Origin of the sequence: Arthrobacter phoenicis, from assembly GCF_047238215.1 — a bacterium.
Classification (GTDB): Bacteria; Actinomycetota; Actinomycetes; order Actinomycetales; family Micrococcaceae; genus Arthrobacter.
On sequence record NZ_JBDFMK010000001.1, the window covers coordinates 415,303 to 439,001 of the forward strand.

At 69.7% G+C, this 23,699-nt stretch carries 24 protein-coding genes; 7 read left to right on the forward strand and 17 right to left on the reverse strand.

Translation table 11 applies throughout. The annotated features are described in order from the left end of the window. Positions 1–177: 177 nt before the first annotated feature. The 4 genes from kynU to ABC337_RS01925 all read right to left on the reverse strand — a co-directional run bounded on the left by kynU (position 178) and on the right by ABC337_RS01925 (position 4,042). Entirely contained in the window at positions 178–1,434 is a 1,257-nt protein-coding gene (gene kynU / locus ABC337_RS01910; protein ID WP_412882591.1) for a kynureninase, read from the reverse strand. Further along, positions 1,431–2,285 (reverse strand): tryptophan 2,3-dioxygenase, encoded by an 855-nt coding sequence (gene kynA / locus ABC337_RS01915; protein WP_412882590.1) that lies wholly within the window; start codon positions 2,283–2,285, stop codon positions 1,431–1,433. The genes kynU and kynA overlap by 4 nt, the downstream gene beginning before the upstream one ends. A gap of 28 nt (positions 2,286–2,313) precedes the next feature. Next, positions 2,314–3,354, reverse strand: a complete 1,041-nt coding sequence (locus ABC337_RS01920; protein WP_412882589.1) for a bifunctional riboflavin kinase/FAD synthetase — start codon at positions 3,352–3,354, stop codon at positions 2,314–2,316. A 73-nt stretch (positions 3,355–3,427) separates the two neighbouring features. Further along, positions 3,428–4,042, reverse strand: a complete 615-nt coding sequence (locus ABC337_RS01925; protein WP_412882588.1) for a P-loop NTPase family protein — start codon at positions 4,040–4,042, stop codon at positions 3,428–3,430. A 26-nt stretch (positions 4,043–4,068) separates the two neighbouring features. On the opposite strand from ABC337_RS01925, the gene ABC337_RS01930 reads away from it, so the two are divergent. After that, a complete protein-coding gene (locus tag ABC337_RS01930) occupies positions 4,069–4,491 on the forward strand; it encodes a GNAT family N-acetyltransferase (protein WP_412882587.1) in 423 nt (140 codons plus the stop codon). A gap of 33 nt (positions 4,492–4,524) precedes the next feature. Here the strand turns inward: ABC337_RS01930 and ABC337_RS01935 are convergent, their stop codons facing one another. Beyond that, positions 4,525–6,006, reverse strand: coding sequence for an HNH endonuclease signature motif containing protein (locus tag ABC337_RS01935; protein ID WP_412893201.1), 1,482 nt, complete (start codon positions 6,004–6,006; stop codon positions 4,525–4,527). Positions 6,007–6,445: 439 nt separating this feature from the next. Between ABC337_RS01935 and ABC337_RS01940 the strand changes: the two genes are divergently transcribed. Further along, positions 6,446–7,000, forward strand: a complete 555-nt coding sequence (locus ABC337_RS01940; protein ID WP_412882585.1) for an NUDIX domain-containing protein — start codon at positions 6,446–6,448, stop codon at positions 6,998–7,000. Between the two features lie 39 nt (positions 7,001–7,039). Here the strand turns inward: ABC337_RS01940 and ABC337_RS01945 are convergent, their stop codons facing one another. The 4 genes from ABC337_RS01945 to truB form a co-directional block, all read right to left on the reverse strand. Beyond that, a complete protein-coding gene (locus ABC337_RS01945) occupies positions 7,040–7,468 on the reverse strand; it encodes a MarR family winged helix-turn-helix transcriptional regulator (protein ID WP_290258351.1) in 429 nt (142 codons plus the stop codon). Positions 7,469–8,030: 562 nt separating this feature from the next. Next, complete coding sequence (locus tag ABC337_RS01950) at positions 8,031–8,600, reverse strand: hypothetical protein (protein ID WP_412882584.1); 570 nt, start codon at positions 8,598–8,600, stop codon at positions 8,031–8,033. Positions 8,601–8,622: 22 nt separating this feature from the next. After that, complete coding sequence (locus ABC337_RS01955; protein ID WP_412882583.1) at positions 8,623–8,976, reverse strand: hypothetical protein; 354 nt, start codon at positions 8,974–8,976, stop codon at positions 8,623–8,625. Positions 8,977–8,978: 2 nt separating this feature from the next. Continuing rightward, entirely contained in the window at positions 8,979–9,899 is a 921-nt protein-coding gene (truB, locus tag ABC337_RS01960) for a tRNA pseudouridine(55) synthase TruB (protein WP_412882582.1), read from the reverse strand. 135 nt (positions 9,900–10,034) lie between these two features. Between truB and ABC337_RS01965 the strand changes: the two genes are divergently transcribed. Further along, positions 10,035–11,243: a pyridoxal phosphate-dependent aminotransferase gene (locus ABC337_RS01965; RefSeq protein WP_412882581.1), complete on the forward strand. Its 1,209-nt coding sequence runs from the start codon at positions 10,035–10,037 to the stop codon at positions 11,241–11,243. A 60-nt stretch (positions 11,244–11,303) separates the two neighbouring features. After that, a complete protein-coding gene (locus ABC337_RS01970) occupies positions 11,304–11,501 on the forward strand; it encodes a hypothetical protein (RefSeq protein ID WP_290258355.1) in 198 nt (65 codons plus the stop codon). A gap of 56 nt (positions 11,502–11,557) precedes the next feature. Here the strand turns inward: ABC337_RS01970 and trxA are convergent, their stop codons facing one another. The 6 genes from trxA to ABC337_RS02000 all read right to left on the reverse strand — a co-directional run bounded on the left by trxA (position 11,558) and on the right by ABC337_RS02000 (position 18,085). Then, positions 11,558–12,007 carry a thioredoxin gene (gene trxA, locus ABC337_RS01975; RefSeq protein WP_412882580.1) on the reverse strand — a complete coding sequence of 150 codons (450 nt, stop codon included), beginning with the start codon at positions 12,005–12,007 and terminating at the stop codon, positions 11,558–11,560. Between the two features lie 168 nt (positions 12,008–12,175). Continuing rightward, entirely contained in the window at positions 12,176–12,700 is a 525-nt protein-coding gene (gene rbfA, locus ABC337_RS01980; protein WP_412882579.1) for a 30S ribosome-binding factor RbfA, read from the reverse strand. Between the two features lie 237 nt (positions 12,701–12,937). Further along, a complete protein-coding gene (gene infB / locus ABC337_RS01985) occupies positions 12,938–15,784 on the reverse strand; it encodes a translation initiation factor IF-2 (protein WP_412882578.1) in 2,847 nt (948 codons plus the stop codon). A 152-nt stretch (positions 15,785–15,936) separates the two neighbouring features. Continuing rightward, a complete protein-coding gene (locus tag ABC337_RS01990) occupies positions 15,937–16,275 on the reverse strand; it encodes a YlxR family protein (RefSeq protein WP_400159431.1) in 339 nt (112 codons plus the stop codon). Between the two features lie 215 nt (positions 16,276–16,490). After that, complete coding sequence (nusA, locus tag ABC337_RS01995) at positions 16,491–17,471, reverse strand: transcription termination factor NusA (RefSeq protein WP_290258361.1); 981 nt, start codon at positions 17,469–17,471, stop codon at positions 16,491–16,493. Next, on the reverse strand, positions 17,471–18,085 hold the full coding sequence (locus tag ABC337_RS02000) for a ribosome maturation factor RimP (RefSeq protein WP_412882577.1): 615 nt from the start codon (positions 18,083–18,085) through the stop codon (positions 17,471–17,473). Before ABC337_RS02000 ends, nusA begins: the two co-directional genes overlap by 1 nt. Before the next feature lie 157 nt (positions 18,086–18,242). Here ABC337_RS02000 and ABC337_RS02005 point away from each other — a divergent pair, with 157 nt between their 5' ends. The 3 genes from ABC337_RS02005 (at position 18,243) to ABC337_RS02015 (ending at position 21,316) form a co-directional block, all read left to right on the forward strand. Beyond that, a complete protein-coding gene (locus ABC337_RS02005; protein ID WP_412882576.1) occupies positions 18,243–19,421 on the forward strand; it encodes a DUF4439 domain-containing protein in 1,179 nt (392 codons plus the stop codon). A 102-nt stretch (positions 19,422–19,523) separates the two neighbouring features. After that, a complete protein-coding gene (locus tag ABC337_RS02010; protein ID WP_412882575.1) occupies positions 19,524–20,255 on the forward strand; it encodes a VIT1/CCC1 transporter family protein in 732 nt (243 codons plus the stop codon). Positions 20,256–20,278: 23 nt separating this feature from the next. Then, entirely contained in the window at positions 20,279–21,316 is a 1,038-nt protein-coding gene (locus tag ABC337_RS02015; protein ID WP_412882574.1) for an aminoglycoside phosphotransferase family protein, read from the forward strand. A gap of 35 nt (positions 21,317–21,351) precedes the next feature. Here ABC337_RS02015 and ABC337_RS02020 read toward each other — a convergent pair whose 3' ends face one another. Then, positions 21,352–22,788 (reverse strand): pyridoxal phosphate-dependent decarboxylase family protein, encoded by a 1,437-nt coding sequence (locus tag ABC337_RS02020; RefSeq protein ID WP_412882573.1) that lies wholly within the window; start codon positions 22,786–22,788, stop codon positions 21,352–21,354. 107 nt (positions 22,789–22,895) lie between these two features. Then, positions 22,896–23,690, reverse strand: a complete 795-nt coding sequence (locus ABC337_RS02025; protein WP_412882572.1) for a sulfite exporter TauE/SafE family protein — start codon at positions 23,688–23,690, stop codon at positions 22,896–22,898. Positions 23,691–23,699: the final 9 nt, after the last annotated feature.

Genomic DNA, 23,699 nt, shown 5'->3' on the forward strand with positions numbered 1-23,699 from the left:
TTGAGATGTGCCGTGAGGCCCGAATCAGTAATTCACTGCCGGGGATGCCGGACGCGCTTTTCCGCCGGAGCGGAAGCGCGTGGCAGGGCCCAGCAACCACGGACTGCAGCCGGACCCACCGTTTAGTTTACGGGCACGCCGCGGACGTTGTCTAAACCGGCCCCGCCACTGCGTTTCTTAGGCGGCGTCGGCGAGCAGCCCGCGGATGGCCAGCACGCCGCGGTAGAGCTCGGCGAACGAGGTGCTCAGCGGCGAGAGGCCCAGCCGGATGCCGTGCGGGGCACGGAAGTCCGGGATGACGTCCTGGTTCCACAACACAGCGGTCATTTCCCGGAACGCCGGGTGGTCCACGGTGATGTGGCTGCCACGCCGCGCCGGGTCCCTGGGGGTGGAGAGCTTGACGCCGGAGGGTTCCAGCCAGGCGTCAAAGAGTTCCAGGGCGTAGGCGGTCAGCAGCTCGGACTTGCGCCGGATCGCCGGCATGCCGGCCTCCTCGATCAGGTCCAGGGTGCCGCGCATGGCGAGCATGCCGAAGATCGCGGGGGTGCCGCTGAGGAAGCCGCGGATGCCCGGGGCCGCCTCATAGCCGGGCCCCATTTCGAAGGCGTCCTTGCGGCCCATCCAGCCCCAGATGGGCTGCTGCAGACCGGGCAGGTGCCGGGCGTTGACATAGGCGAACGCGGGCGAGCCCGGTCCCCCGTTGAGGTATTTGTAGGTGCAGCCGGCGGCGAAGTCCACGTCGGCGGCGTCCAGGGCGATCTCCACCGAGCCCGCGGAGTGGCAGAGGTCCCAGACCACCAGGGCGCCGGCGTCGTGAATGGCGGCCGTGATCCCGGGCAGGTCGGCCAGGTGGCCGGAGCGGTAGGCGATCTGGCTCAGGACCACGACGGCGGTGGCGGGGCCGGTGGCGGCGCGCACCTGGTCCTCGGTGACGCCGGAGGCCTGGTCCGCCTGGATCCAGCGGATCGTCAGGTTTTCCTCGCGGGCGATTCCCTCGACGAGGTACCGGTCCGTGGGGAAGTTCTCGGTGTCCAGCACGATCTCGGTGCGGGCCGGGTCCGTGACGGCGGCGAGGGCGGCCCGGATGAGCTTGTAGAGCACCACCGTGGTGGAGTCGGCGATGATGGTCTGTCCCGGCGCGGCGCCGAGCGCGGCCCGGCCCAGCTGGTCGCCGATGGCCTGCGGAAGGTCCAGCCATTCCTCGTCCCAACCGCGGATCAGCCGGCCGCCCCACCCCTGCTCGATGAATGAGGAGATGTCCGTGACCGTGCGCTTGAGCGCCCGGCCCAGGGAGTTACCGTCCAGGTAGGAAAGCTCGGATTCCGCGCCGACGAACTGGTCCCGGTAGCCAGCCAGCGGATCGGCGGCGTCGAGGTCGAGGGCGCGCTGCCACAACGGGTCGGCGCCGCTGTGCACCTGCTGGTTTTCGCTCACTGGCCGATCTCCGTTCGTACGGCGAAAAGTTCGGGGAAGAAGGTCAATTCCAGGGCCTTTTGCAGGAACGCGGCGCCGCTGGAGCCGCCGGTGCCGGATTTCATGCCGATGGTCCGCTGCACGGTGCGGAGGTGGCGGAAGCGCCACAGCTGGAAGTTGTCCTCAAGGTCCACGAGTTCCTCGCAGGCCTCGTAGGCTCCCCAGTTGTCCGCCGCGTTTTCGTAGATGTACTTGAACACCGGGACCAGCTCGGCGGAGAACTCGTGGGCCTGGGTGACGTCCCGGTTCAGCACCGACTCGGGCACGTCGAAGCCCTGGCGTTTGAGGTAGGCGAGGAAGTCGTCGTAGATGCTGGGCGCCTCGAGCAGCTCCTGCAGCATCGCGTGCGCCTCCGGGTCCGATTCGAAGACCGGCAGCATCTTGCGGTTCTTGTTTCCCAGCAGGAACTCCACGGCCCGGTACTGGCTGGACTGGAACCCGGAGGAGTTGCCGAGAAAGCCCCGGAACTGGGAGTACTCGGTGGGCGTCAGGGTGGCCAGGACGGACCACTGCTCGGTGAGGGTCTTCTGGATGTGCTTGACCCGGGCGATGGCTTTGAGGGCGGAGCCGAGGTCGTCGGTCCGGAGCCAGGCGGCGGCGCTGCGCAGTTCGTGCAGCACGAGTTTCAGCCACAGCTCCGTGGTCTGGTGCTGGATGATGAACAGCAGCTCGTCGTGGTGCTCCGGCTGGCTGACCGGCTGCTGCGCGCTGAGCAGCGTGGGCAGCTGCAGGTACGAGGCGTAGCTCATCCGGGTGCTGAAGTCGCGGACGATGTCCTTGTCCAACTCCCGGGTGTTCTTCTCAAGTGTCACGTCTGGTGCCTTCCCCGCCGGCAGGGTGTCAGCCGGCGAACAGGATCTGGTGGGTCTGGACGACGTCCAGCCGCATCTGCTCGATCAGAGCCTCCGGCCCACGGTACGCGACCATGCCGCGCAGCCGGGCCACGAATTCGACGACGACTGTCTGGTCGTACAGATCGAAGTCCTCGACGGCTTCCTGGGGCCGGTCAATGACGTGTGCCTCCACTTGGCGGCTGACGCCGTCGAACGTGGGGTTGGAACCGACGGAGATCGCCGCGGGCCAGCGGGTTCCGGCCTCATCCACCAGCCAGCCGGCGTAGATGCCGTCCGCGGGGATGTAGCCAGTGGCGTCGGCGGCGAGGTTCGCGGTGGGGAAGCCCAGGTCGCGGCCGCGGGCGGCGCCGTGCACCACAGTGCCGCGCATCCGGTGCGGGCGGCCGAGGACGGTGGCGGCCGTGGCGACGTCGCCCTCGCGCAGCGCCTCGCGGACCCAGGTGGAAGAGCAGCGGCGGTCACCGGTGCCGTGCTCGGCCGCGCCGTCGTGGGTTCCGGCGTCGTGCGTTCCGGCACCATCTGTTCCGGCACTGTGGAGTGGGAAGCCCTCGGCGCCGAACTCGCTGATGACCTGGACTTCGAAGCCGAGCTTCTCCCCCAGGTCCTTCATGGTGTCCAGGTCTCCGGAGTTGCCGCGGCCGAAGCGGGTGTCGTGGCCGATGACGACGTGGCTGGCCTTGAGCGTGTCGACGATGATGGAGGAGACGAATTCTTCGGGCGTGAGGCTGGCCAGTTCCAGCGAGTACTTCATCACCAGGACGGCATCCAGGCCCACCTCGCCGAGTGCGACGAGCTTGTCTTCGAGCCCCATGATCAGCTCGGGTGCGGACTCCGGGCGGTGTACCTGGGCGGGGTGCGGGTCGAAGGTGATCACGACGGCGCGGGCGTGGTTCAGGCGGGCGGTGCGGATGAGCTGGGAGAGCACCTGCTGGTGACCGCGGTGAACGCCGTCGAAGTTGCCGATCGTGACGACGGTCGGGCCGAAGTCCGCGGGGACCTCGGACGGATCGTTCCAGATGTGGACCATCTACCTCGCCTTTTTGCTGCCTGCCAGAACACTTTTCCCGGAGGGATAGGGCCGGCTCCGGAACTCTCCTAGGTTACCCGCATTCCTCCGGCGCCCCCGACGCCGGCCGGGTCCCCGAAGGGGCGGTCGCCGCCGGTGGCGCGGATGGCAACCCGTTCAGCCAGGCCTCCAGTTCCCGCGGGCGCCGGAAGATCAAGACCTCGGCGGACCCGTCGGCGCTGCTGAGGGAGCGCATGACCTGCCGCTTGCGGGTAAAGGACCGGAAGTGCCAGGCGATGATTGAATCCTTGGCGAACAGGCGGCGAAGCGTCTCCCGGTTTCCGTTGCAGACCTCCTCCTTGGCGACGACCCGTCGGATGGACCGGCGCACGAGGCGGAGCAAGGAGAGCCACCGGGGGTAGTCCAGCCCGACGATGAGTTCAGCCCGGGGAACAATCAAATCCCGCCATACGCCGTAGGCGCTGTCCAGTACCCACTCGTCCAGGGCGGCGATCCGTGCGGCTGTCTCGCGTTGCTCGTCGTCGCCGGGTTGCTGCCATCCGGGCAGCCAGCCAATATCGTCATCCGCGGAGTACTCCGGGAGCCCGGTGCGTGCGGCGTAGGCCCGGGCGGCCGACGATTTTCCGCTTCCGGTGACACCGTAGAAGAGCACACGCGAAGGGCCCGGGGCCGGGGTGGGTGAGTTCATTCGCCCCAGCATGCCACACTGGGCGGATGCCCGAGTTCAGCCTCTCAGCGAGCCGCGATGTCTCCCGGTCGGAGCTGCTTGCCCTCTACGACTCCGTGGGCTGGGCCGCCTACACCAACGAACCCGACGTATTGGAACGGGCGGTTCGGAAGTCCTCCTTTATCGTCACGGCCCGGGTGGACGGCGCCTTGGTGGGCCTCGCGAGGGCTATGTCCGACGACGAGACTATTTGCTACGTCCAGGACATCCTGGTGCAACCCTCCTTCGATCGTTCGGGTGTCGGCCGGCAATTGCTGGCCGCGGTCATGGACCGGTTCGCCCATGTGCGGCAAACCGTCCTTCTGACCGACGACGAACCGGGACAACGGGCCTTCTACGAGTCGCAGGGCTTCATCGAGGGCGGCGACTCGAAGCCTCACGCCCTGCGATTGTTCATACTGTTCCGATAGCGGGACCTGCACCCACTCCCCTACCTCCCGAAGTCACTGATTGAAGTAGTGGTTTTGTCGGGGTTTTTGGTGGGGGTCGAGGTGGGGTGGCGGGATGTACCAGGGAGTCCCGGCCCGGGTTTGGATGGTCCATTGTTCTTTGTGGATCAGGTGATGGTGGTGCGAGCACAACAAGACACCGTTATCGGTGCTGGTTGCGCCGCCGTGGGACCAGTAGTCGATGTGGTGGGCTTCGCACCATGGGGCAGGGATGGTGGAGCCGGGGAAGGTGCAGCCTTTGTCGCGGGCGGTGATGGCTTTGCGGATGTGTGGCGGGAAGATTCTGCTGGTCCGGCCGATGTCCAGGATCCGGCCCTCGCTGCCGAGGAGGACGGGAATGATGTCCGCGTCGCACGCGATCTTCCGGATGGTCGCGGCGGTGACGGGTCCGGTGAAGGCCAGCGACCCGGTCCCGGCCAGGCCTAGGGGCCCGGAAGGTGTCATGTCTTGTGAGGTTGGTGCGTGACCTGTGGTGAGGCGGGTGAGGAGGTCGCGGTAGTCGATGGTGACCATGACCTGCGGGCGGAGGCCGCCCGCGGCGGGGAGCCCGCCACTCGCGAGGGCGGCTTTGCAGGCGCCGACAAGGCCGTCGAGGAGGGGCTGGGGCCGGGTCCGGAGATCGAGCCGCTCGTCGGAGACTCCCGGTTCGGTGGCGAAGGCCTCCTCCGCCGAAACTGTGCAGCCTTCGGCAGCGACTTTGTCAGCAGCGGCCGAGGTGGTCCCGCTGGCATCCACCTCGCCGGAACCGGTCGCGGCAGTGCGGGGGTTGGTCGCGGTGTTCATGACGGTGAGGAGGTGTTCGAACTGGTCGGTGGTCGCGAAGATTTCCAGGTGCTGGAGTCCGTGCCGGGGTCGGCGGATGAATGCGCCCTGTAGCTGGCGGAGGAGCTCTTCGGTGGGTTCGGCGCCGTCCTGGTCGAGGCCGTCGACCCAGCGGCGCGCGACCCGGGTGAGGAAGTCCGGGTCGTGAACCGCCGCGACCGTGGTCAGGGCCTCTTCCATCCGGGTCACGGTGGCGGTGTCCGTCAGAACCCGCACCCGGTCGAGTGCTTGAGTGATGATGGTCGCGGACCGGGACGGGACCTCCCCTTCAGCGAACGCCGTGGCGAGGTCCTCGTGAACGGCTGGGATCGGCTGGCCGGTCAGCCCCACTCGGGGCAGCAGATCCCCGGCCAGGCAGAGGCGCCGGTGGGCTTCGGCGGTGCTGATCCGTAGGCGGTCGCGCAGGAAGTCCGTGGTCCGCCGGTACCCGTCCCCCTCCGGCCCGGGCTTTGAGCGATCAGAAGCATCGGCTGCTGAGGCCTGGGTTCGCGTCCGGTCGACAGCGCCCGCCGCAACAACCTGCAGGAACTCCACGGCTCGGGCGAGCTCTTCCACGTCCCCGGCGAAAGCCGCGGCCTCAGTGAAACTCAGGAGCCCGGCGTCGTCGACCGCGGACGCGCAAAATCCCCGCAGCGAGGCGGCGATATCCCCCAATGCAATACCGCCGCACCCGCCAGCCACCGGTCCGGGGACCGGTAGAAACGAAAGCGCAGCCGTTGCGTTCATCGGTTAATCCTGCCGCCGACCACTGACATTTAAGTTCGCGCCGGTGAACCGAATATGCCCGTCACAGACCGGCCGGTGAACCGGTAATACCGAAACCGCAGCCGTTGCGTTCATGGGTTAACCCTGCCGCCGACCACTGACAATTAACCTCGGGTAGGCCGCCCGCATGCGCCCGTCACCCTCCGGCCAGTGAGCCGGTAGAAACGAATGCGCAGCCAGTGCTTCCATGACCTAATACTCTCGCCGACCTCCGACAATTAGCCGTGCCTCAAGGACCCGCAGAAGAAACCCGGGGGCGTGACTCCCGATGACCTCGCGTGCGCCTCCCCGGGGTCACGCCGTACTGCCCGCGTGGCAGACTAGCGACATGGACAGCTCAGCCGCTCCCCTGCCCGACGCCCCGCAGCCAACCCCCACGCCGGAGGTGCAGGAAAACCCCTACTTCGGGCCGCGCAGGCCTCACGGCCCCCGCGATCCGGGCGACGCCTGGGTGGAGGGCGACAAGGGCCGCTTCTGGGGCCGGTTCGGTTCAGCCGGGCTATTGGTCCACGACGCAGGCAAAGGCATTCTCCTGCAGCACCGTGCCACGTGGAGTGACCAGGGTGGGACCTGGGGCCTGCCCGGAGGTGCCTTGCACCAGGGCGAGGACGCCGTCAACGGGGCCCTCCGCGAAGCAAACGAGGAGGCCGCGGTGCCACCCGAGTCGGTGGAGGTGCTGTTCACGTCCGTGTTCGACGTCGGCTACTGGACGTACACGACGGTAGCCGCGCGAGTGATCGACCCTTTCGACCCGGCGATCAGCGATCCGGAAAGCCTGGACTTGCAGTGGATTCAACCGGCCAACGTCGATGAGCATGAGCTGCACCCCGGTTTCGCAGCCGCCTGGCCGGAACTGCGCCGACGGCTGGAACAAGCGTCCTAAAACCGGCGAACGACTAGGCGAACGACTGGAAGAGCAGCCTTAGCGCCCGGGAGTCTCGAAGGCGGAGAGGATGCGGCCGAGGTCGTGCTGCAGGTGGGTCCAGTTCTCCAGATCTTCCGGCAACGCCTCGCGCTCGATCTTGTGTGCCGCGTCCAGCGCGGCGGTGCCGGCGTCCGTCAGCGCCACGGAGAATTGGCGGCGGTCGCGTTCGTCGCGAGTGCGGGTGACCAGACCGGAGTCTTCCAGCCGCCCCAGGACACGTCCTAGGGTCTGGCTCTGCACGGCGATGCGCCGTGCCAACTGCTCCTGGTTCAGCGGTCCGGCCGCGAGGCCTTGGAGAGCAATGACGCCGGCGTGGGTGAGCCCCAATGCGGCCAGCGCGTTGTCCTTGCGGCGTTCAACAACCCTGGCTGCCATGGACAGCAACTGGTCGGTCCGCCATTTTCTAGAATCGGGGGCGGCGCTCATGCCAGGCACCCCGGGAGCGGCCGCAAACTGACCTCGCCCACCGGCGCTTCGCCTGTGGCTGCGCCCTCAAATTCCCATGTCGCTCCGGGAATGGCGTTCATAGTACCCATGATGCCTCCCTCGCTTCGGTTGACCAGCAGGAAGCGAAACCGTCATTGCCCGCATCCGAGTTCCACAATAAGCATGCTTACTATGAATCGCAAGTTTACTTATTATCGCGGGCTTGCGGCGGGGCGCCAAGCAGGCCGATCGGCGGGAAGGGATCGGGGTGGGGTCGCGGGAAATGACGGACGACGACGGCGGCCGTGGCCGCCCGGCGACGGCACGGGGCCTCGGGGTTCATGAGGTCAGTCAGACTCACCAGCGCGCCTACGCAACGCTCGGGGAGCGGGCGATTTTCAACGACGGGCAGCCGTCGGCATCCAGCCTCAGACCACCTGGAGTCGGGAGCGCCCGGTATCAGCGGCGGGACCGACGTCGGCCGGCACGCTCGAAGCGCCTAAAGTCGTGGCGCACGCTTCCAGGAGCGAAACCGCCGCCGGCCGAACGAGCCCGCTCCGCCTCAGTCGGCGGAAGGAGCCACCCGTGCCGAGGGGCGGCGGCGGTAGAGCCAGATCAGGCCAAGGATGGGCAGCAGCAACGGGATGAACCCGTAGCCCCGGCCAAACAGTGACCAGACCGTCTCGTGCGGGAAGTTCACGGCGTCGAAAAGGCTCAGGGCCCCGACCACGAGCACGCCGACCAGTTCCACCACCACGGCCGTGACGGACACCTTGAACCAGGTGGGCCCGGGCTTCGCGAGGGAGATGGTCGCCACGATATAGACCACGGCGGCGAAGGCGGACAGCAGGTACGCCAGCGGCGCCTCGGAGAACTTCGTGAGGATCTGGTAGCCGGCCCGCGCGGTCGCGGACAGGGCGAAGATCGCGTACACCGCGATCAGCAGCCGCCCCGGGCCGGTGTTGCGGGTGTCCTTCGCGGGCCGGTTGGACCGACCCGCCCCGGCCGAACGGCCAAGCCCACCGAGCCGACCCCCGCGGGCCCCAGATGCCCCAAGGGCCCCGGGGGCGTTGGGCGCGTCCGATGCCCCGCCGTTGTCCGTCGTGCCGGTGCCCCGCTCTGAAGCCGCCATGTTCTTCCCTGCCTCTTTCACGTCAGTACCAGATCTGATTCATCCGGGCGGCCATCACCAGGGCGGTCATGCCCACGGCCGCCAGCACAAAGTTGCTCCATCGCGTGCGTTCGGCGATGGCCCAGTACACGGCTCCCACCGGCAACAGCAGCGCCGTGAACAGGTAGCCCCAGAACTCCCACGGCTCGCCCGCGATGTGCTCGCCCGAGACAACACGGATGATCGAGCCCACCAGGTAGACCAGCAGGGCCAGCTCCACGGCGGCCACGGAGAGGATGGTGGTGTCGTTCGGGGCCCTCTTCAGGATGCCGGCGCCGGCGCAGAGCACGGTGGAAACCAGCCCCACCACCAGGATGATGTAGAAATACGCGTCCACCCTCAGGCACCCGGCTTTCCGGAGTCCGGGGCGAAGACCAGCACCGGCTTGGCGTAGTTGCCGGCGTCGGAAAGCAATGCGACGAGGGAACCATCGGGGGCAAAGGCCGCCGCCGGGTTCTCCGCCGTCGCAGCCTCCGGTGAACCGGCCGGCGCGCCGGCGGCGATCCGCCGGCCGAAGGAAAGCTCGACGGTCTCCTCGGCGCTGAGTTCGCGGTTGGGCATCAGCGCCCGGGCGGCCTGAGACATTTCGAGCAGGTCCAGCTCCTCGGCCAACTCCTCCAGGCTGTGGGCCTGGTCGAGGCCGTAGGGTCCCACCTGGGTGCGGCGCAGGGCCGTGAGGTGGCCGCCGACGCCGAGGGCGGCGCCCAGGTCGCGGGCGAGGGCGCGGATGTAGGTGCCGGAGGAGCACTCGACGGTGACGTCCAGGTCCAGCACGGCGCCGTCGGCGCTGCGCCGGAATTCGTGGATGTCGAAGCGGTGGATGGTGACCGGCCGTGCGGCGAGTTTGACCTCCTCGCCGGAGCGGACGCGCGCGTAGGCCCGCTCGCCGTTGACCTTGATGGCGCTGACGCTGCTGGGGACCTGCTGGATCTCCCCCGTGAGGGCGGCGACGCCGGAACGGACGGCGTCTTCGGTGACCCCGGCGGCGCTGGTGCGGCTGACCACCTCGCCCTCGGCGTCGTCCGTGATGGTCGACTCGCCCAGGCGGATCGTGGCGGTGTAGGTCTTGGACGTACCCACGATGTACGTCAGGAGGCGGGTGGCCTTGTTGACACCAAGGACCAGGACACCGGTGGCCATCGGGTCCAGGGTCCCGGCATGGCCCACCTTTCGGGTACCGGCAATCCGCCGCATCCGCCCAACCACATCGTGGCTGGTCCAACCCTGCGGCTTGTCTACTATCACCAGTCCAGAAAGCACGCCTCCCAGTATATCCGCGGCACACCGGCCTCCCGCCGCCGTGAAGGCACCCGCCCGGAGGCGCCATCACAGGACCGGGAAGCCATAGCCGGCAGGCACCGGCCCCTCGCCGGGCCGGCGGCTAGGATGGCAACCATGCCAGAGCTAGCCGCCCATGTCCGCGATGTTCCCGTCAACCAGATCCGCGAGATCACCGAGGCCGCGTGGCACACCCCCGGCGCGATCGTGCTGAGCATCGGCGAGCCGGGTTTCGCACTCCCCCGCCACGTCCTGGAGGCCGGTATGGCGTGTCTGGACCGGGACGAAACCAACTACACGCCCAACGCCGGGATTCCCGCACTGCGCGAGGCGTTTGCAGCCCGCTTCCGGGAGCACAACGGCGTCGACGTCGGCGCGGACCGCGTGTACGTCGTCGACGGCGCCCAGCAGGGCCTGCACTTCGCGATGAGCCTGCTGCTCTCCCCCGGCGACGAGATCCTGGTGCCCAACCCCGGCTACCCTACGTTAGCCATGACCTCCAGCCTGCTGCACGCCGTACCGGTCCGTTACCCGCTGTACCCGGACCACGCCTTCCAGCCGCGGATCGAGGACATTGAGGAGCTGATCACCCCGCGGACCCGCGTACTGGTGCTCAACTCGCCCTCGAACCCGCTGGGTGCCGTGCTCAGCGAGGACCTCACGCGGCGGCTGGTGGAACTGGCCCGGAAGCACGACCTCTGGATCATCTCGGATGAATGCTACGAGGCCTTCACCTACGACGTGCCGCACGTCAGCCCGGCCCGGTTCGACAGCGACGTCCCCGGCGAGGCGCGCGTCTTCACGTCGCTGACGCTGTCCAAGACCTACGGACTGACGGGCCTGCGGATCGGCGCACTGATCTGCCCTCCCGGCCTGGAGCAGCAGATGAACAACGTCATGGAGGCGATCGTCTCCTGCGTGGCCTCCCCCTCGCAGTACGCCGCCCTGGCCGCGCTCACCGGCCCGCAGGACTACGTGTCCCACGCCCACGCCCACTACCGGACCAACCGGGACTCCGCCTCACAGGTCCTGGAGGCGAAGGGCATCCCCTTCCTGACCGCCCAGGGGGCCTTCTACCTGTGGGCGGATATGTCCCACGTCAGCGGCGGCAACGTCCGGGCCTGGGTGCGGCGTTTCCTCGCCGAGTCGGGAGTGGCCTTCGCCCCGGGTACCGCGTTCGGTTCGATCGGCGAGGGCTGGATCCGGATCGCCCTCTGCGGCGGCACCGCTGAACTGGTCGAGGGGCTGGAGCGGCTGCCCGGCAGGGGCCAGTCCGGGGACGACACGGCCCCGGAGTCCCTACCGCGGGATGCGGCCAGGCAGTAGCCTGACCCGACACGTCCCAGCTGCGGGCGGCGGACAACGACAAGGAAAACGGAGGCGTCCATGTGGTGGCAGGACCTGCTGTGGGGCATCTGGAACGGGCTGACGGCCTGGATCATCCTGATCGCCCACGTCTTCGGGGCGTGGAAGGAATTCCCGTTCTACAACACGGCCCGCGCCGGCAACTGGTACGACTTCGGCTTCCTGCTCGGCATGGGGTCGCCGCTGCTGGGCCGACTGGGAGCCCGACGGCGTCGCTGACGCGGCGCGCCTGAGCTCGCCCCAGCTGCTGCCCACCGCCTAGCGAAGGATCCCGGTCACCGCCGGCTCCCCTGGTTCCGGGCGGCCAGCGCCCCGTCCAGCCAGGACCGCAGCGCGGCCGCCGGGGGCGCTCCGGCCTGGCGCGCCACCACCGTGCCGTCGATGATGACCAGCATGGTGGGGATGGCCTGCACGTCGAAGCGCCGGGACAGGGCCGGGGAGGTGTCCACGTCGACCTTGACGAGTTTGACCTGCCCGGCCCGCTCGCGCGCCAGCCGGTCCAGCACCGGGCTGACCATGCGGCAGGGCCCGCACCAGGCGGCCCAGAAATCCACCAGCGCCGGCACCGATGACTGCTCCGCGATCGCGGCGAAGTCCGCGTCCCCGGCGGTCACGATCCAGGGCAGGTCCTGCCGGCATTTGCCGCAGCGGGGGTGGCCGGCCACGGCGGCGGGGATGCGGTTGGTGGCGCCGCAGTTCGGGCACGTCACGAGCGCCGTGGTCATGGCCTGCCGCCGTCGTTCGGGTGCCCCGGAGTCATGGTTCCATGGGACCCTCCGGGCGCCGGAGCGCCTAGGGTCCAAAGGCCCCGCGGGCGGCGGCCGGCCTGCCCCGGATACGCCTCCGGCCGGACCCGCGAACGGGTCCGGCCGGAGATCCGGGGCGTGCCGGGACTACTTGTTGCTGTCCTCGTCGATGTCGCCGCCGGCGCGGAGATCGTGGTTCTCCTCGTCGAAGTCGTCCTCGTCAAAGTCCTCGTCGTCAGGTTCGACGTCGTCGGGGATGTCGCTCTTGTACGGGTCGGCGTCGCCGGCGTGCTTGGCGCCGGCCGCGAGGGCCGCCACCTCGGCGTCGCGCTTCTTCGCCTCGCGCAGCAGCTCCTCAAGGTTGGAGGCCACCACGGGGATCTGGTCGGCGACGAACTCCAGGGTCGGGGTCAGCCGGACGGTGATGTTGCGGCCGACTTCCTGCCGGAGCACGCCCTTGGCCTTCTCCAGGCCCTTCGCGGCGTCGGCCTGGGCGGTCTCGTCGCCGAACACGGTGTAGTACACCGTGGCGTGCTGCAGGTCGTTGGTCACCCGCGCATCGGTCACGGTTACGCCCTCGAGCCGGGGATCCTTCACCCGTCGGCCCAAAGCCTCCGCAACCACAACCTTGATCCGCTGCGCCAACTTGGCAGCCCGTGCGGGATCAGCCATTTCCACTCCTAAAAAATTTTGGATGTACGACGGCGCCTACCAGGCGGGGTCGCTCGTTTCAGTTTTCTGCCACGCACCGCGGTGAGTCAACGACGGACGCCGTTGGAATCTTTCCGGCGGCCTGGGAGTGGCATCGGGCCTGCCGAAGCTGGGCGGCAAAGGATCGCAGATCCTTTGCCGCCCAGCGAAGGGGCGGGGCCGCCGGAAAATTCCGACGGCCCCACCTGAAGCAACACGTTAGACGCGCGGCTTCTCGCGCATCTCGAAGGTCTCGATGATGTCGCCTTCGGTGATGTCGTTGTACGAGCCAAGACCGATACCACACTCGAAGTCCGTGCGGACCTCGGTGGCGTCGTCCTTGAAGCGCTTGAGCGTCTCAACGGTGAGGTTGTCGCCGATGATCTTGCCGTCGCGGCTGATGCGGGCCTTGGCGTTGCGCCGGATGATGCCGGAGCGGACGATCGAGCCTGCAATGTTGCCGAACTTGGACGAACGGAAGACCTCGCGGACCTCGGCCGTGCCCAGCTGGACCTCTTCGTACTCCGGCTTGAGCATGCCCTTGAGGGCTGCCTCGATGTCATCGATGGCTGCGTAGATGACGGAGTAGAAGCGCATGTCCACGCCTTCGCGGTCTGCCAGTTCGGCAACCCGCTCGGCGGGCTTGACGTTGAAGCCGATGATGACGGCAGAGTCGACCGTTGCCAGGTTGACGTCGTTCTGCGTGATCGCACCGACACCGCGGTGGATGACGCGGAGCTGGACACCCTCGCCGACGTCGATCTTGAGCAGCGCGTCTTCGAGGGCTTCCACGGCACCGGACACGTCACCCTTGAGGATGAGGTTGAGGGTGTCGATCTTGCCATCGGCGACGGCCTGGTCGAAGTCTTCCAGGCTGATGCGCTTGCGGCGCTTGGCCAGGGCGGCGTTGCGGTCGGCGGCTTCACGCTTCTCGGCGATCTGGCGGGCGGTACGCTCGTCAGCGGTCACGAAGAAGGTGTCACCGGCGCGCGGGACGTTGGACAGACCCAGCACCTGGACGGGGCGGGACGGACCGGCCTCGGTCAGGGCGCTGCCGTCGTCGTCAAACATCGCACGGACGCGGCCGTGGGCCGTGCCTGCCACGATGGTGTCGCCGACGTGCAGGGTACCGGACTGGACCAAGACGGTGGCAACCGCACCGCGGCCCTTGTCCAGGTTCGCTTCGATCGCGATACCGCGGGCGTCCTTGTTCGGGTTGGCGCGCATGTCCAGGGCTGCGTCCGCGGTGAGCAGGACGGCCTCGAGCAGCTCGTCGATGTTGAGGTTCTGGCGGGCAGAGACCTCCACGAACATGGTGTCGCCACCGTACTCTTCCGGAACCAGGCCGTACTCGGTCAGCTGGCCGCGGACCTTGTCCGGGTTGGCGCCTTCCTTGTCGATCTTGTTCACGGCCACGACGATCGGCACATTGGCCGCCTGAGCGTGGTTGAGGGCTTCAACGGTCTGCGGCATAACACCGTCGTCCGCTGCGACCACCAGGATGGCGATGTCGGTAACCTTCGCACCACGGGCACGCATGGCGGTGAACGCCTCGTGGCCCGGGGTATCGATGAAGGTGATCTTGCGATCGGTGCCCTCGTGGTTGTGCGTGACCTGGTAGGCACCGATGTGCTGCGTGATGCCGCCGTGCTCGCCCGCCATGACGTCGGACTTGCGGATGGCATCGAGCAAGCGGGTCTTACCGTGGTCGACGTGGCCCATGACGGTGACAACCGGAGGACGTGCCTCAAGTTCCTCGTCGCCCTCGGCCTCAAGCTCGGCGTCGAAGTCGATGTCGAAGCCGGAGAGCAGCTCGCGCTCCTCGTCTTCCGGCGAGACGACCTGCAGCTTGTAGCCAAGCTCCTCGCCGAGCAGCGCGAAGGTCTCTTCGTCCAGGGACTGCGTGGCCGTGGCCATTTCGCCCAGGTGGAAGAGGACCGTCACCAGTGCGGCGGGGTTTGCCTCGATCTTGTCGGCGAAGTCCGTGATGGACGAGCCGCGGCGCAGGCGCACCACGGTGTTGCCGTCGCCGCGGGGTACGCTCACGCCACCCAGCGACGGAGCGCTCATCTGTTCAAGTTCCTGGCGCTTGGCGCGCTTGGACTTGCGCTGCTTGCCGCGGCCTGCGCCGCCCTTACCGAAGGCACCCTGGGTGCCACCCCGTCCGCGGCCACCCTTGCCGAAACCGCCGCCGGCCGGGGCGCCGCCGCCACCGGGACCGCCGGTGCCGGGAGCACCCGGACGGCCCGGGCCGCGGCCGCCGCCGGGACGGCCTGCACCGGTGGGTGCGGGACGCTCGGTGCGGTTGGGCATCATGCCCGGGGTCGGGCGGTTTCCGCCGGCACCCGGACGGGCGCCGGGGGCACCGGCCGGACGCGGGGCGCCCGGACGGGGACCTGCAGCACCGGCGGGACGCGGTGCACCCGGACGGGGTCCACCGGCACCGGCTGCGGGGCGGGGGCCGCCGGGGCGGTCGCCCTGGCTGCCACCCGGACGCGGCATCCCCTGGGACGGCGCGAACGGGTTGTTGCCCGGACGGGCGGTACGTTCGTTGTCGCCGCCACGGCCGCGGGGCATGCCCTGCGAGGTGGCGAACGGGTTGTTGCCCGGACGGGGACCGCCGGGACGCGGCGCGGAGCCACCCTGGCGGGCCGGAGCGGCGGGCGCTTCAGCCTTGGGGGCCGGGCGTGCGCCGGGCTTGGCAGCGGTGGACGGCGCGGCGGGAGCCTCGGCGGCCGGAGCGGCAGCGGGGGCTGCCGGGGCAGGAGCCGACGGCGCCGGAGCGGCGGCGGGGGCTGCGGGAGCTTCGGCCTTCGGCGCGGCCGGAGCCGGCGCGGGGGCCGGGCGGTTGGCGGCGGGGCTGGCCTTGGGGGCGGACGCGGGCGCTTCGGTCTTGGAAGCGGCAGGCGCGTCGGGGAAGGCGTTGCGGAGTTTCCGCACCACCGGTGCCTCAATGGTGGAAGAGGCGGAGCGAACGAATTCGCCCAGTTCCTGCAGTTTTGTCACTGCATCTTTGGAAGTAATACCGAGCTCTTTGGCGAGCTCATGTACGCGGACCTTGGCCACATTTCTCCTGTCTCGGTCCGCACCGAGCCAGGCACGAACCGTCTACTTCTTACTGCGGGCCTCCGCCGCGGGTGCAGCTGAAAGGCCCATTGCAGAGCGCAACAAAGTTGTCATCGTTGCGTACTCATCGCTGGGAACTCATCGGGTTTCCATCAGTTTTCTGACCCGCTTTCAGGTTGGACGGTTGTTGCTGCGGCCACCGGAGGTGTCTGCAGCGTGCCTGCCAGGATCCGGCGTTCGACGTCGTCCGTTCCGGCGGCGCCGTTGAGGGCGCGTCCGAACGCACGGCGCTTGACCGCCAGTGCCAGGCACTTTTCGCTGGGGTGCAACCATGCTCCCCGGCCTGCCATCCGGCGTCGTTCGTCGACCACGACGGCGGTTGACCCGCCGGCGCCGGCGACCAGCCGGAGCAGTTCCGACCGCGTTCCCTTCTTGCGGCACCCGATGCAGGTACGTTGCGGCTGATTCCCGAGCTGCTGAGTTTCTGCCACTGCGAGTATCTTCCTGCCGTAACCACCTGCCGGCCCGGGCACGTCCGCTGGGAAAGCCGCACGCGCCGAGGGCACAAGGACGCCGGCCCGAAGGCGCGGTCACTGTCTATTCTAGCCCTCCGGCGCCCCGGTCCCGAAACGGGCGGGGCCGGGGAAACGCCGTTCGGCCCCGGGCAGGGGCTGCGCCGGGGCCGAACGTGGGGATGCGGGAGGGACTACTTGTCCTTGTTCTCCGCTGCGTCCGAGACAATGTCGATCCGCCAGCCTGTGAGCTTGGCGGCCAGGCGGGCGTTCTGGCCCTCCTTGCCGATGGCGAGGGAGAGCTGGTAGTCCGGGACCACCACGCGGGCGGACCGGGTGGCCTCGTCCGTGATGGTGACCGAATTCACCCGCGAGGGCGAGAGCGCACTGGCGATGAAGGTGGCCGGATCGTCGCTGTAGTCGACGATGTCGATCTTTTCCTCGTTCAGCTCGGTCATCACGGCGCGGACGCGGGAGCCCATCTCGCCGATGCAGGCACCCTTGGCGTTGACGCCCGGGATGTTGGCCTTGACCGCGATCTTGGTGCGGTGTCCGGCTTCGCGGGCCAGCGCCACGATCTCGACCGAGTGGTCCGCGATTTCCGGGACCTCGAGTTCGAAGAGCTTGCGGACCAGGCCGGGGTGGGACCGGGACAGCGTGATGGACGGGCCCTTGGTGCCGCGGTGCACGTCGATGACGAAGGCGCGGAGCCGGTTGCCGTGGATGTACTTCTCGCCGGGGACCTGTTCGGGCGGCGGCAGCAGCGCCTCCACCGTGCCGAGGTTCACCTGGATCATGTGCGGGTTGTTGCCCTGCTGGATGGTGCCGGCGACGAGTTCGCCCTCGCGGCCCTTGAACTGGCCCAGGACGTTGTCGTCCTCGGCGTCGCGCAGGCGCTGCAGGATGATCTGGCGGGCGGTGCTGGCGGCGATCCGGCCGAAGCCGGCAGGGGTGTCCTCGAACTCGCCGACGGGCTCGCCGTCGTCGTCGATCTCGGTGGCCCAGATGGTCACGTGGCCGCTCTTGCGGTCCAGCTCGGCGCGGGCCTTCTCGAAGGCGCCCGGCGTCTTGTGGTAGGCGACCAGGAGGGCCTGTTCGATGGTGGGGATCAGGAGATCCAGCGGGATTTCACGCTCACGCTCCAGGAGTCTCAGCGCGCTCATGTCAATATCCATTAGGCCTCCTCGGAAGGTCCATTGTCGTTCTCCAGCGGCGCCTCTTCGAGGTGGCTGAACTCTATCTCGACTTTTCCACTGCGGATCCTGTCGAAAGGAAGCTTCACGGGGTCGCCCTGCTTGGGCTTCATCCCCTTCTTGACGGCCAGTTCGGGGACCAGCGTCACGCCGGAGCTGTCCACGGACTGGATCCGGCCGGTGACGTTGTCACCCTGGATGACGTTGACGGTGACCATCCGTCCGCGGGCGCGGTGCCAGTGCCGCTCTTCGGTGAGCGGGCGGCCGACGCCGGGCGAGGACACCTCGAGCTCATACGGCCGGGAATCCGTGCTGGGATCCTCGTCAAGGATGTCCGAAAGGGTCTTGGAGATCTCCGCGATCACGTCGAGGCTGACGCCGCCGGTTTCCTCCTGGGGCAGGTCGACGACGACGTGGACCACCCGGTTGGCGCCGGCAATGTGAATGGAGACATCTTCCAGGTACAGCCGGTTGGCCTGGACCGCGGGGGCGAGGAGCGCGTAAAGCCGCTCGGCCTCCAGGTTGTGCGCGGGGGCGGCGTCAGCCTTCCCCGTCCCGGTCCGGTCTGTCGAAGTCGTGGCTTCTGCGTTGGTCATGATGCCGCCCGCCTCCTGCTAGATGATGTTGTGAGTACTAGCGTAGCGACAATCGCGGCCGGTGGCGCACTCCAGTTCCGGCCCGCGCACCGCCGTCGGGCCTCCCCGGGGCCCCACGGCGGTGGCTCGCGTGTGGGCCGTGCCAAAATGGTCTGTTGTGAACGAGGAGACCAGCGGAGAACGACGGCGGGCCCGCCTGCCCCGGAACCTTCCCCGGCTGGCGCTGATCGTCGTCCTCGCCGTGGTGGTGCTGACTTTGGGGCTGGTGGTGCGCCCCGGAAAGCCCGCGGAACCGGCTCCGCCGACCGCGTCCGAGCGGGCCCTGGCCGCCGCCCTCACCGACACCCTGGAGCTCCGTTCCGCCGCAGAACGGCTCACCGGAGCGGGGACCGCCGCGGACGGCACTGTGAGTTTCCTGACAACCCAGGCCCGGGCTCTCTGGCGGCCCGGGTCGGCCAGCACACCGGCTTCCACGTCCCTGGCGCCCTCCGGCGCTGCGTCCCCGGGCCAGTCCCCCTCGTCGGCGTCCCCGTCTCCCGCTTCGGCGTCCCCGTCTCCCGCTTCGGCGTCCCCGTCTCCCGCTTCGGTGACGGCCGCGTCGCTCGTCACCGCACTGGACGCCAGCGGGCGGCAACGCCTGGCCGACGCCGCCGCGGCGGATCCCGGGACGGCGCGCCTGCTCGCCTCGGTCGGCACCGGCCAGCTGCTGCAGGCCTCCGCGTTGGCCGCCGCGACCGGCACGCCGGACCCGTCAACCACGGGCGCCCCGGCGTCGGCCCCGACCAGCGCTGCCCCAGCCACCGGTTCCGCGACCCCGTCCCCCTCGGCCTGCCCGTCCGCTACGGACTCCCCCTGGGCCGCCCCGTCCGCGTCGGCGTCACCGGCGCGTGCGGACCTGGCGAACGCCCTCGCCGAGGTGATCAGCACCGAACGGGAAACCGTCTACGCCTACCAGGTGGCGCTGACGCGTCTGGACGGCCCCGGGGCCGCCGCGGCGGCCACCCGGCTGACCCGCCACGAGGCCCTCGCCGCGGCCGCCGAGGCACTTTCCCGGCAGCACTGCGCCGCCGCTCCCCCGCGCCAGGCCGGCTACGCGCTGGACCCCGCGTTCCTGGCCTCTCCGGCGGCCGGGCTCCGCGCGCTGGAGTCCGGCTCGCTGGCGGCCTACGCCGACCTGGTGGGCCTCAGCGACGGCAGCACCCGCCAGTGGGCCGTGTCCGGACTGCTGGAGGCCGGCCGCCGCGCCGCCGCCTGGGGCGCCGCACCGGAGCCGACCCCGGGCCTGTCGGTGGACCCCGCGGAACTGCCCACGCTTCCGGCTGCTGTTGCCGGTTAGTCAGCGCCGGCCGGATAGCCGCGGGATCAGGGTAGGCGCGGCTTACTTTGCTTAGCCTCCGGATACTGGCCGGGTTTGCGGCCGTGGTGGTTGGCTGTACGCATGGAAACCAGCCAGGCACCCGTCCTTCAAGACAATGAACCGCACCGCAACGACCTCGCGCACCGGCTGAACTGGCTGCGCGCCGGTGTCCTCGGTGCCAATGACGGGATCGTCTCGGTCGCCGCGATCGTGGTGGGCGTCGCGGGCGTGACCACCGACTCCGGCCCCATCCTGATCGCCGGTGCCGCCGGCGTCGTCGGCGGTGCCATCTCCATGGCCCTGGGCGAATACGTGTCCGTCAGCAGCCAAAAGGACAGCCAGGAGGCGCTGATCGAGAAGGAACGCCGCGAGCTGGCCGAACAGCCCGAGGAGGAGCTCGCCGAGCTCACCGCCATCTACCAGGCGAAGGGCCTCAGCCCGGAGACCGCCGGCGCCGTGGCCCGGGAACTGACCGCCCACGACGCGCTCGGCGCGCACCTCGCGGCCGAACTGAACATCGATGAGACCGACATCGTCAGCCCCTGGCACGCCGCCCTAGCGTCCGCCATCGCCTTCCTGGTCGGAGCGATCCTCCCGATGCTGGCGATTCTGCTGCCCCCGGAAAACATCCGCGTGCCGCTCACCTTCGCCGCGGTGCTGGTCGCCCTGGCCGCCACGGGTGCCGTGGGCGCCTGGATCGGCGGCGGCTCCAAGGGCAAGGCCGCGATCCGCGTGGTGATCGGCGGCGCCGCGGCGCTGCTGGCCACCTTCCTGATCGGCAACTGGCTGGGCGCGAGCGGCTTCGCCGGCTGACCGGCCGCCACTACGCTGGGACGGTGACCCCGCCCAGCCCCGTTCCGATCCCCGCCGCCCTAACCCGCAGGTATTCCCGGACCGCCGCGGGCCGTGCCTGGCTGGCGTCCCTGCCCGGCGTGATCGCGGACGCCCTTGGGACGTTTTCGCTTGTCCCGGACCTGGCGGCCGGCGCGGAACCGTGGATCGGCCACGGCGCCGTCGTCGTCCCGGTGCGGCTGAACGACGGCACGCCCGGTGTACTGAAGGCCGCCTACCCGCACGAGGAATCCCGGACGGAACATGTCGCTCTGAGGCTCTGGGAGGGCCGGGGCGCGGTCCGGCTGGTCGCCGCCGACCCGGACGCGGGCGTGCTGGTGCTGGAGCGGCTGGAGGCCGCTCGCTCGCTGCAGGAGGTGCCCCTGGCGGCGGCCGCCGCGGTGTGGGGCGGCCTGGTCCGCGAGCTCTCGATCGCCCCGGACGGCCGACCTGCGTGGCACGGCTTCGAGCAGGTGGCCGCCCTGGCCGAGCGGTGGAGCGACGAGTTCCCGGAGCGCTGGGAGGCTCTGGGCCGGCCCTTCCCCCGCTGGCTCCTGGAAGCCGCCCTGGAGGTCTGCCAGACCCGGGGCGTGGTGGGCCGGCGCTCCGGCGTCGACGTCCTGGTCCACGCCGACCTGCACTTCCTGAACATCCTGGCCCGTCCCGGGACAACGGCCGGGTCCGGGGATCCGGACGATTACCGTGCCATCGATCCGCACCCGCTGGTGGGCGAGGCGGAGTTCGCGGTGGCGCCGCTGCTCTGGAACCGGCTGGCCGAGTTGTCCGCCGCCGATCCGGCCGCGGCGCTGCTGGAGCGCTGCCACGATTTCAGCGCCGCCGCGGGCCTGGACGGCGACGTCGCCCGGCAATGGGCCCTGGGGCGGGAAGTCGAGAACGCGCTCTGGTACGCGGAGGAGCGGAACGACGGCGGCCGGACGCGTTCACTCTGGGTCGCCAGCACCCTCGCCGGGCAGACCCTCGACGGGCTGCCGATGCCAGCCGACCTGCCGGTCCCGGGCGCCTCCGGCCCCTCCCGCGGCTAGGCAACCATGACGAGGCTGCCGCGCTAGGTACCGCGCTAGGTGCCCGCCTGCTCCGGGACGCCCCGGACGGCGGCAAGCGCGTCCCGGACCGCCGCAACGGCGGTGGCCACGTCGCCGTCGTCGGTGCTCCAGTTACTCACCGAGATCCGCAGGATGTCCCGGCCCCGCCACCGCGAACCGGACATCCAGACCCGGCCGTCGGCGATGATCCGGTCAGTCACGGCCCGGGTGGTGGCGTCGTCACCGAAGGCCAGGGAGACCTGGGTGTAGACGACGTCGTTAAGCACCTCGACGCCTTCGAGTGCGGCCAGCGCCTCGGCCAGTTGGCGGGCGCGGAGCACCAGACCGCGTACCTGCGCGGCGACGCCGTCACGGCCGAGGGACTTCAGCGCGGCCCAGACCGGCACGCCCCGGGCCCGCCGGGACAGCTCCGGTACGCTCTCGAACGGATCGGCGGCCCCGTCCGCGGCCTGGATGAGGTAGCTGGTGTGCAGGCCCATCGCCGCCCGGAGCGCGGTGACGTCCCGGACCACCGCGATCCCGCAGTCATAGGGCACATTGAGGGTCTTGTGCGCGTCGGTCCCCCAGGAGTCTGCCCCGTCCAGCCCGTCGGTCAGGGCGGCCAGTTCCGGCACGGCGGCGGCCCAGAGACCGAAGGCCCCGTCCACATGGACCCACGCGCCGTGGGATTTGGCGACGGCGATGGCCTCCCGGAACGGATCGAAGGCACCCGAGTGCAGGTTGCCGGCCTGCAGGCAGACCAGCAGCGGCACGGATCCGGTACCCGGACCACCCTCCGCAACCGCCGCCCCGAGGGCGCGGTCCAGGGCCGCCGGGTCGATCCGGCCCTCCGCGTCCGCGGGTACGGCGGCGGGCCGGCCGAGCCCGAGGTAGCGGAGGCCCAGGTCAATGGTGTCGTGGCGTTCGGCGCCCGCGAAGCAGCGGATCCGCGGCGCGCCGGAGAGTCCGTCGGCGTCGGAGTCCCAGCCGGCGTCGTGCAGCAGGCGCCAGCGCGCGGCGGCCAGGCCGGTGAAGTTGGCTATGGTGGCGCCGGTGGCGAACCCCACCCCCGACTCCTGGGGCAGGCCCAGCAGCTCGAGCAGCCATCGGCCCGCGGCCTCCTCGATGGCGGCGGTGGCGGGAGTGGCGAAACGAAGCCCGGCGTTCTGGTCCCAGGCGCTGACCAGCCAGTCCGCGGCCAGGGCGGCGGGCAGCGTCCCGCCGATCACCCATCCGAAGAACCGGCCGGAGGGCATGGCCATCAGCCCGGGTTCGGCCTTTTCCGCGAGGTAGTCCACCACCTCGGCCGCGGGGGTGCCGCCGGACGGGAGCGGGCCGCCGAAGTCGGCGGCGAGCTCGGCAGCGCTCCGGGCGGGGCCGATGGGACGGGACTGCTGGCTCTCCAGCCACCGCCGGGCGTGCCCGGCCGCAGCGGCCAGGGCGTCGCGGTAGCGCTCACCGGGTGCGGACATAGCTGCATGGTACGCCCGGGCGCCGACGCAGCGGCAGGGTCCTGCGGTCCGGGCGGGCTCCAACAAAACGCGGAGCCCGGCGAATACCGGAGCCCGGCACATGAGTCTTAGCCGAGGGTGTCGTGCCAGACGTCGGAGCCGAGCTTGATGATCAGCACGCCCACCACCACCAGGAACACGATCCGGATGAACTTGCTGCCCCGGCTGACGGCGGTCCGGGCACCGAGGTAGCCACCGGCCATGTTGGCCCCGCCGAGGACCAGGCCGAGGCCCCAGAGCAGGGACCCGTGCGGCAGGAAGAACAGCAGCGCACCGGCGTTGGTGGCCATGTTGACGATCTTCGCCTTGGCGCTGGCTTCAAGGAAGGCGTAGCCCATGGCGGAGACCAGCGCGATGATCAGGAAGGACCCCGTCCCCGGGCCGATCATGCCGTCATAGAACCCGATGACGCCGCCGATCAGGCAGGCGATCAGATAGTGCCGGTGCCCGTCGTGGCGCAGCTTGGTCAGCTCGCCCACGTTGGGCCGCAGCGCCGTGAACAGGGCCACGGCCACCAGCGCGGCCACGATGATCGGCTTGAAGACGCTCGCCGGCAGGGTGGCGGCCAGGATCGCCCCGCCGAAGCTGCCGGCCAGGGCGATCACCGCCATCGGGATGGCGGTGCGCAGGTCCGGCCGCACCCGGCGGTAGAACGTCACCGCGCTGGTGGTGGTGCCGAAGATGGAGCCCATCTTGTTGGTCGCCAGCGCCTGCACCGGGCTGATGCCCGGCACCAGGAGCATGACCGGCAGCTGGATCAGTCCCCCGCCGCCGACGACGGCGTCGATCCAGCCGGCGGCGAACCCGGCCACCACCACCAGGATCAGGGTGGTGAGCTGGATTGATTCAAGACCCGAAAGCATCCCCGGGCC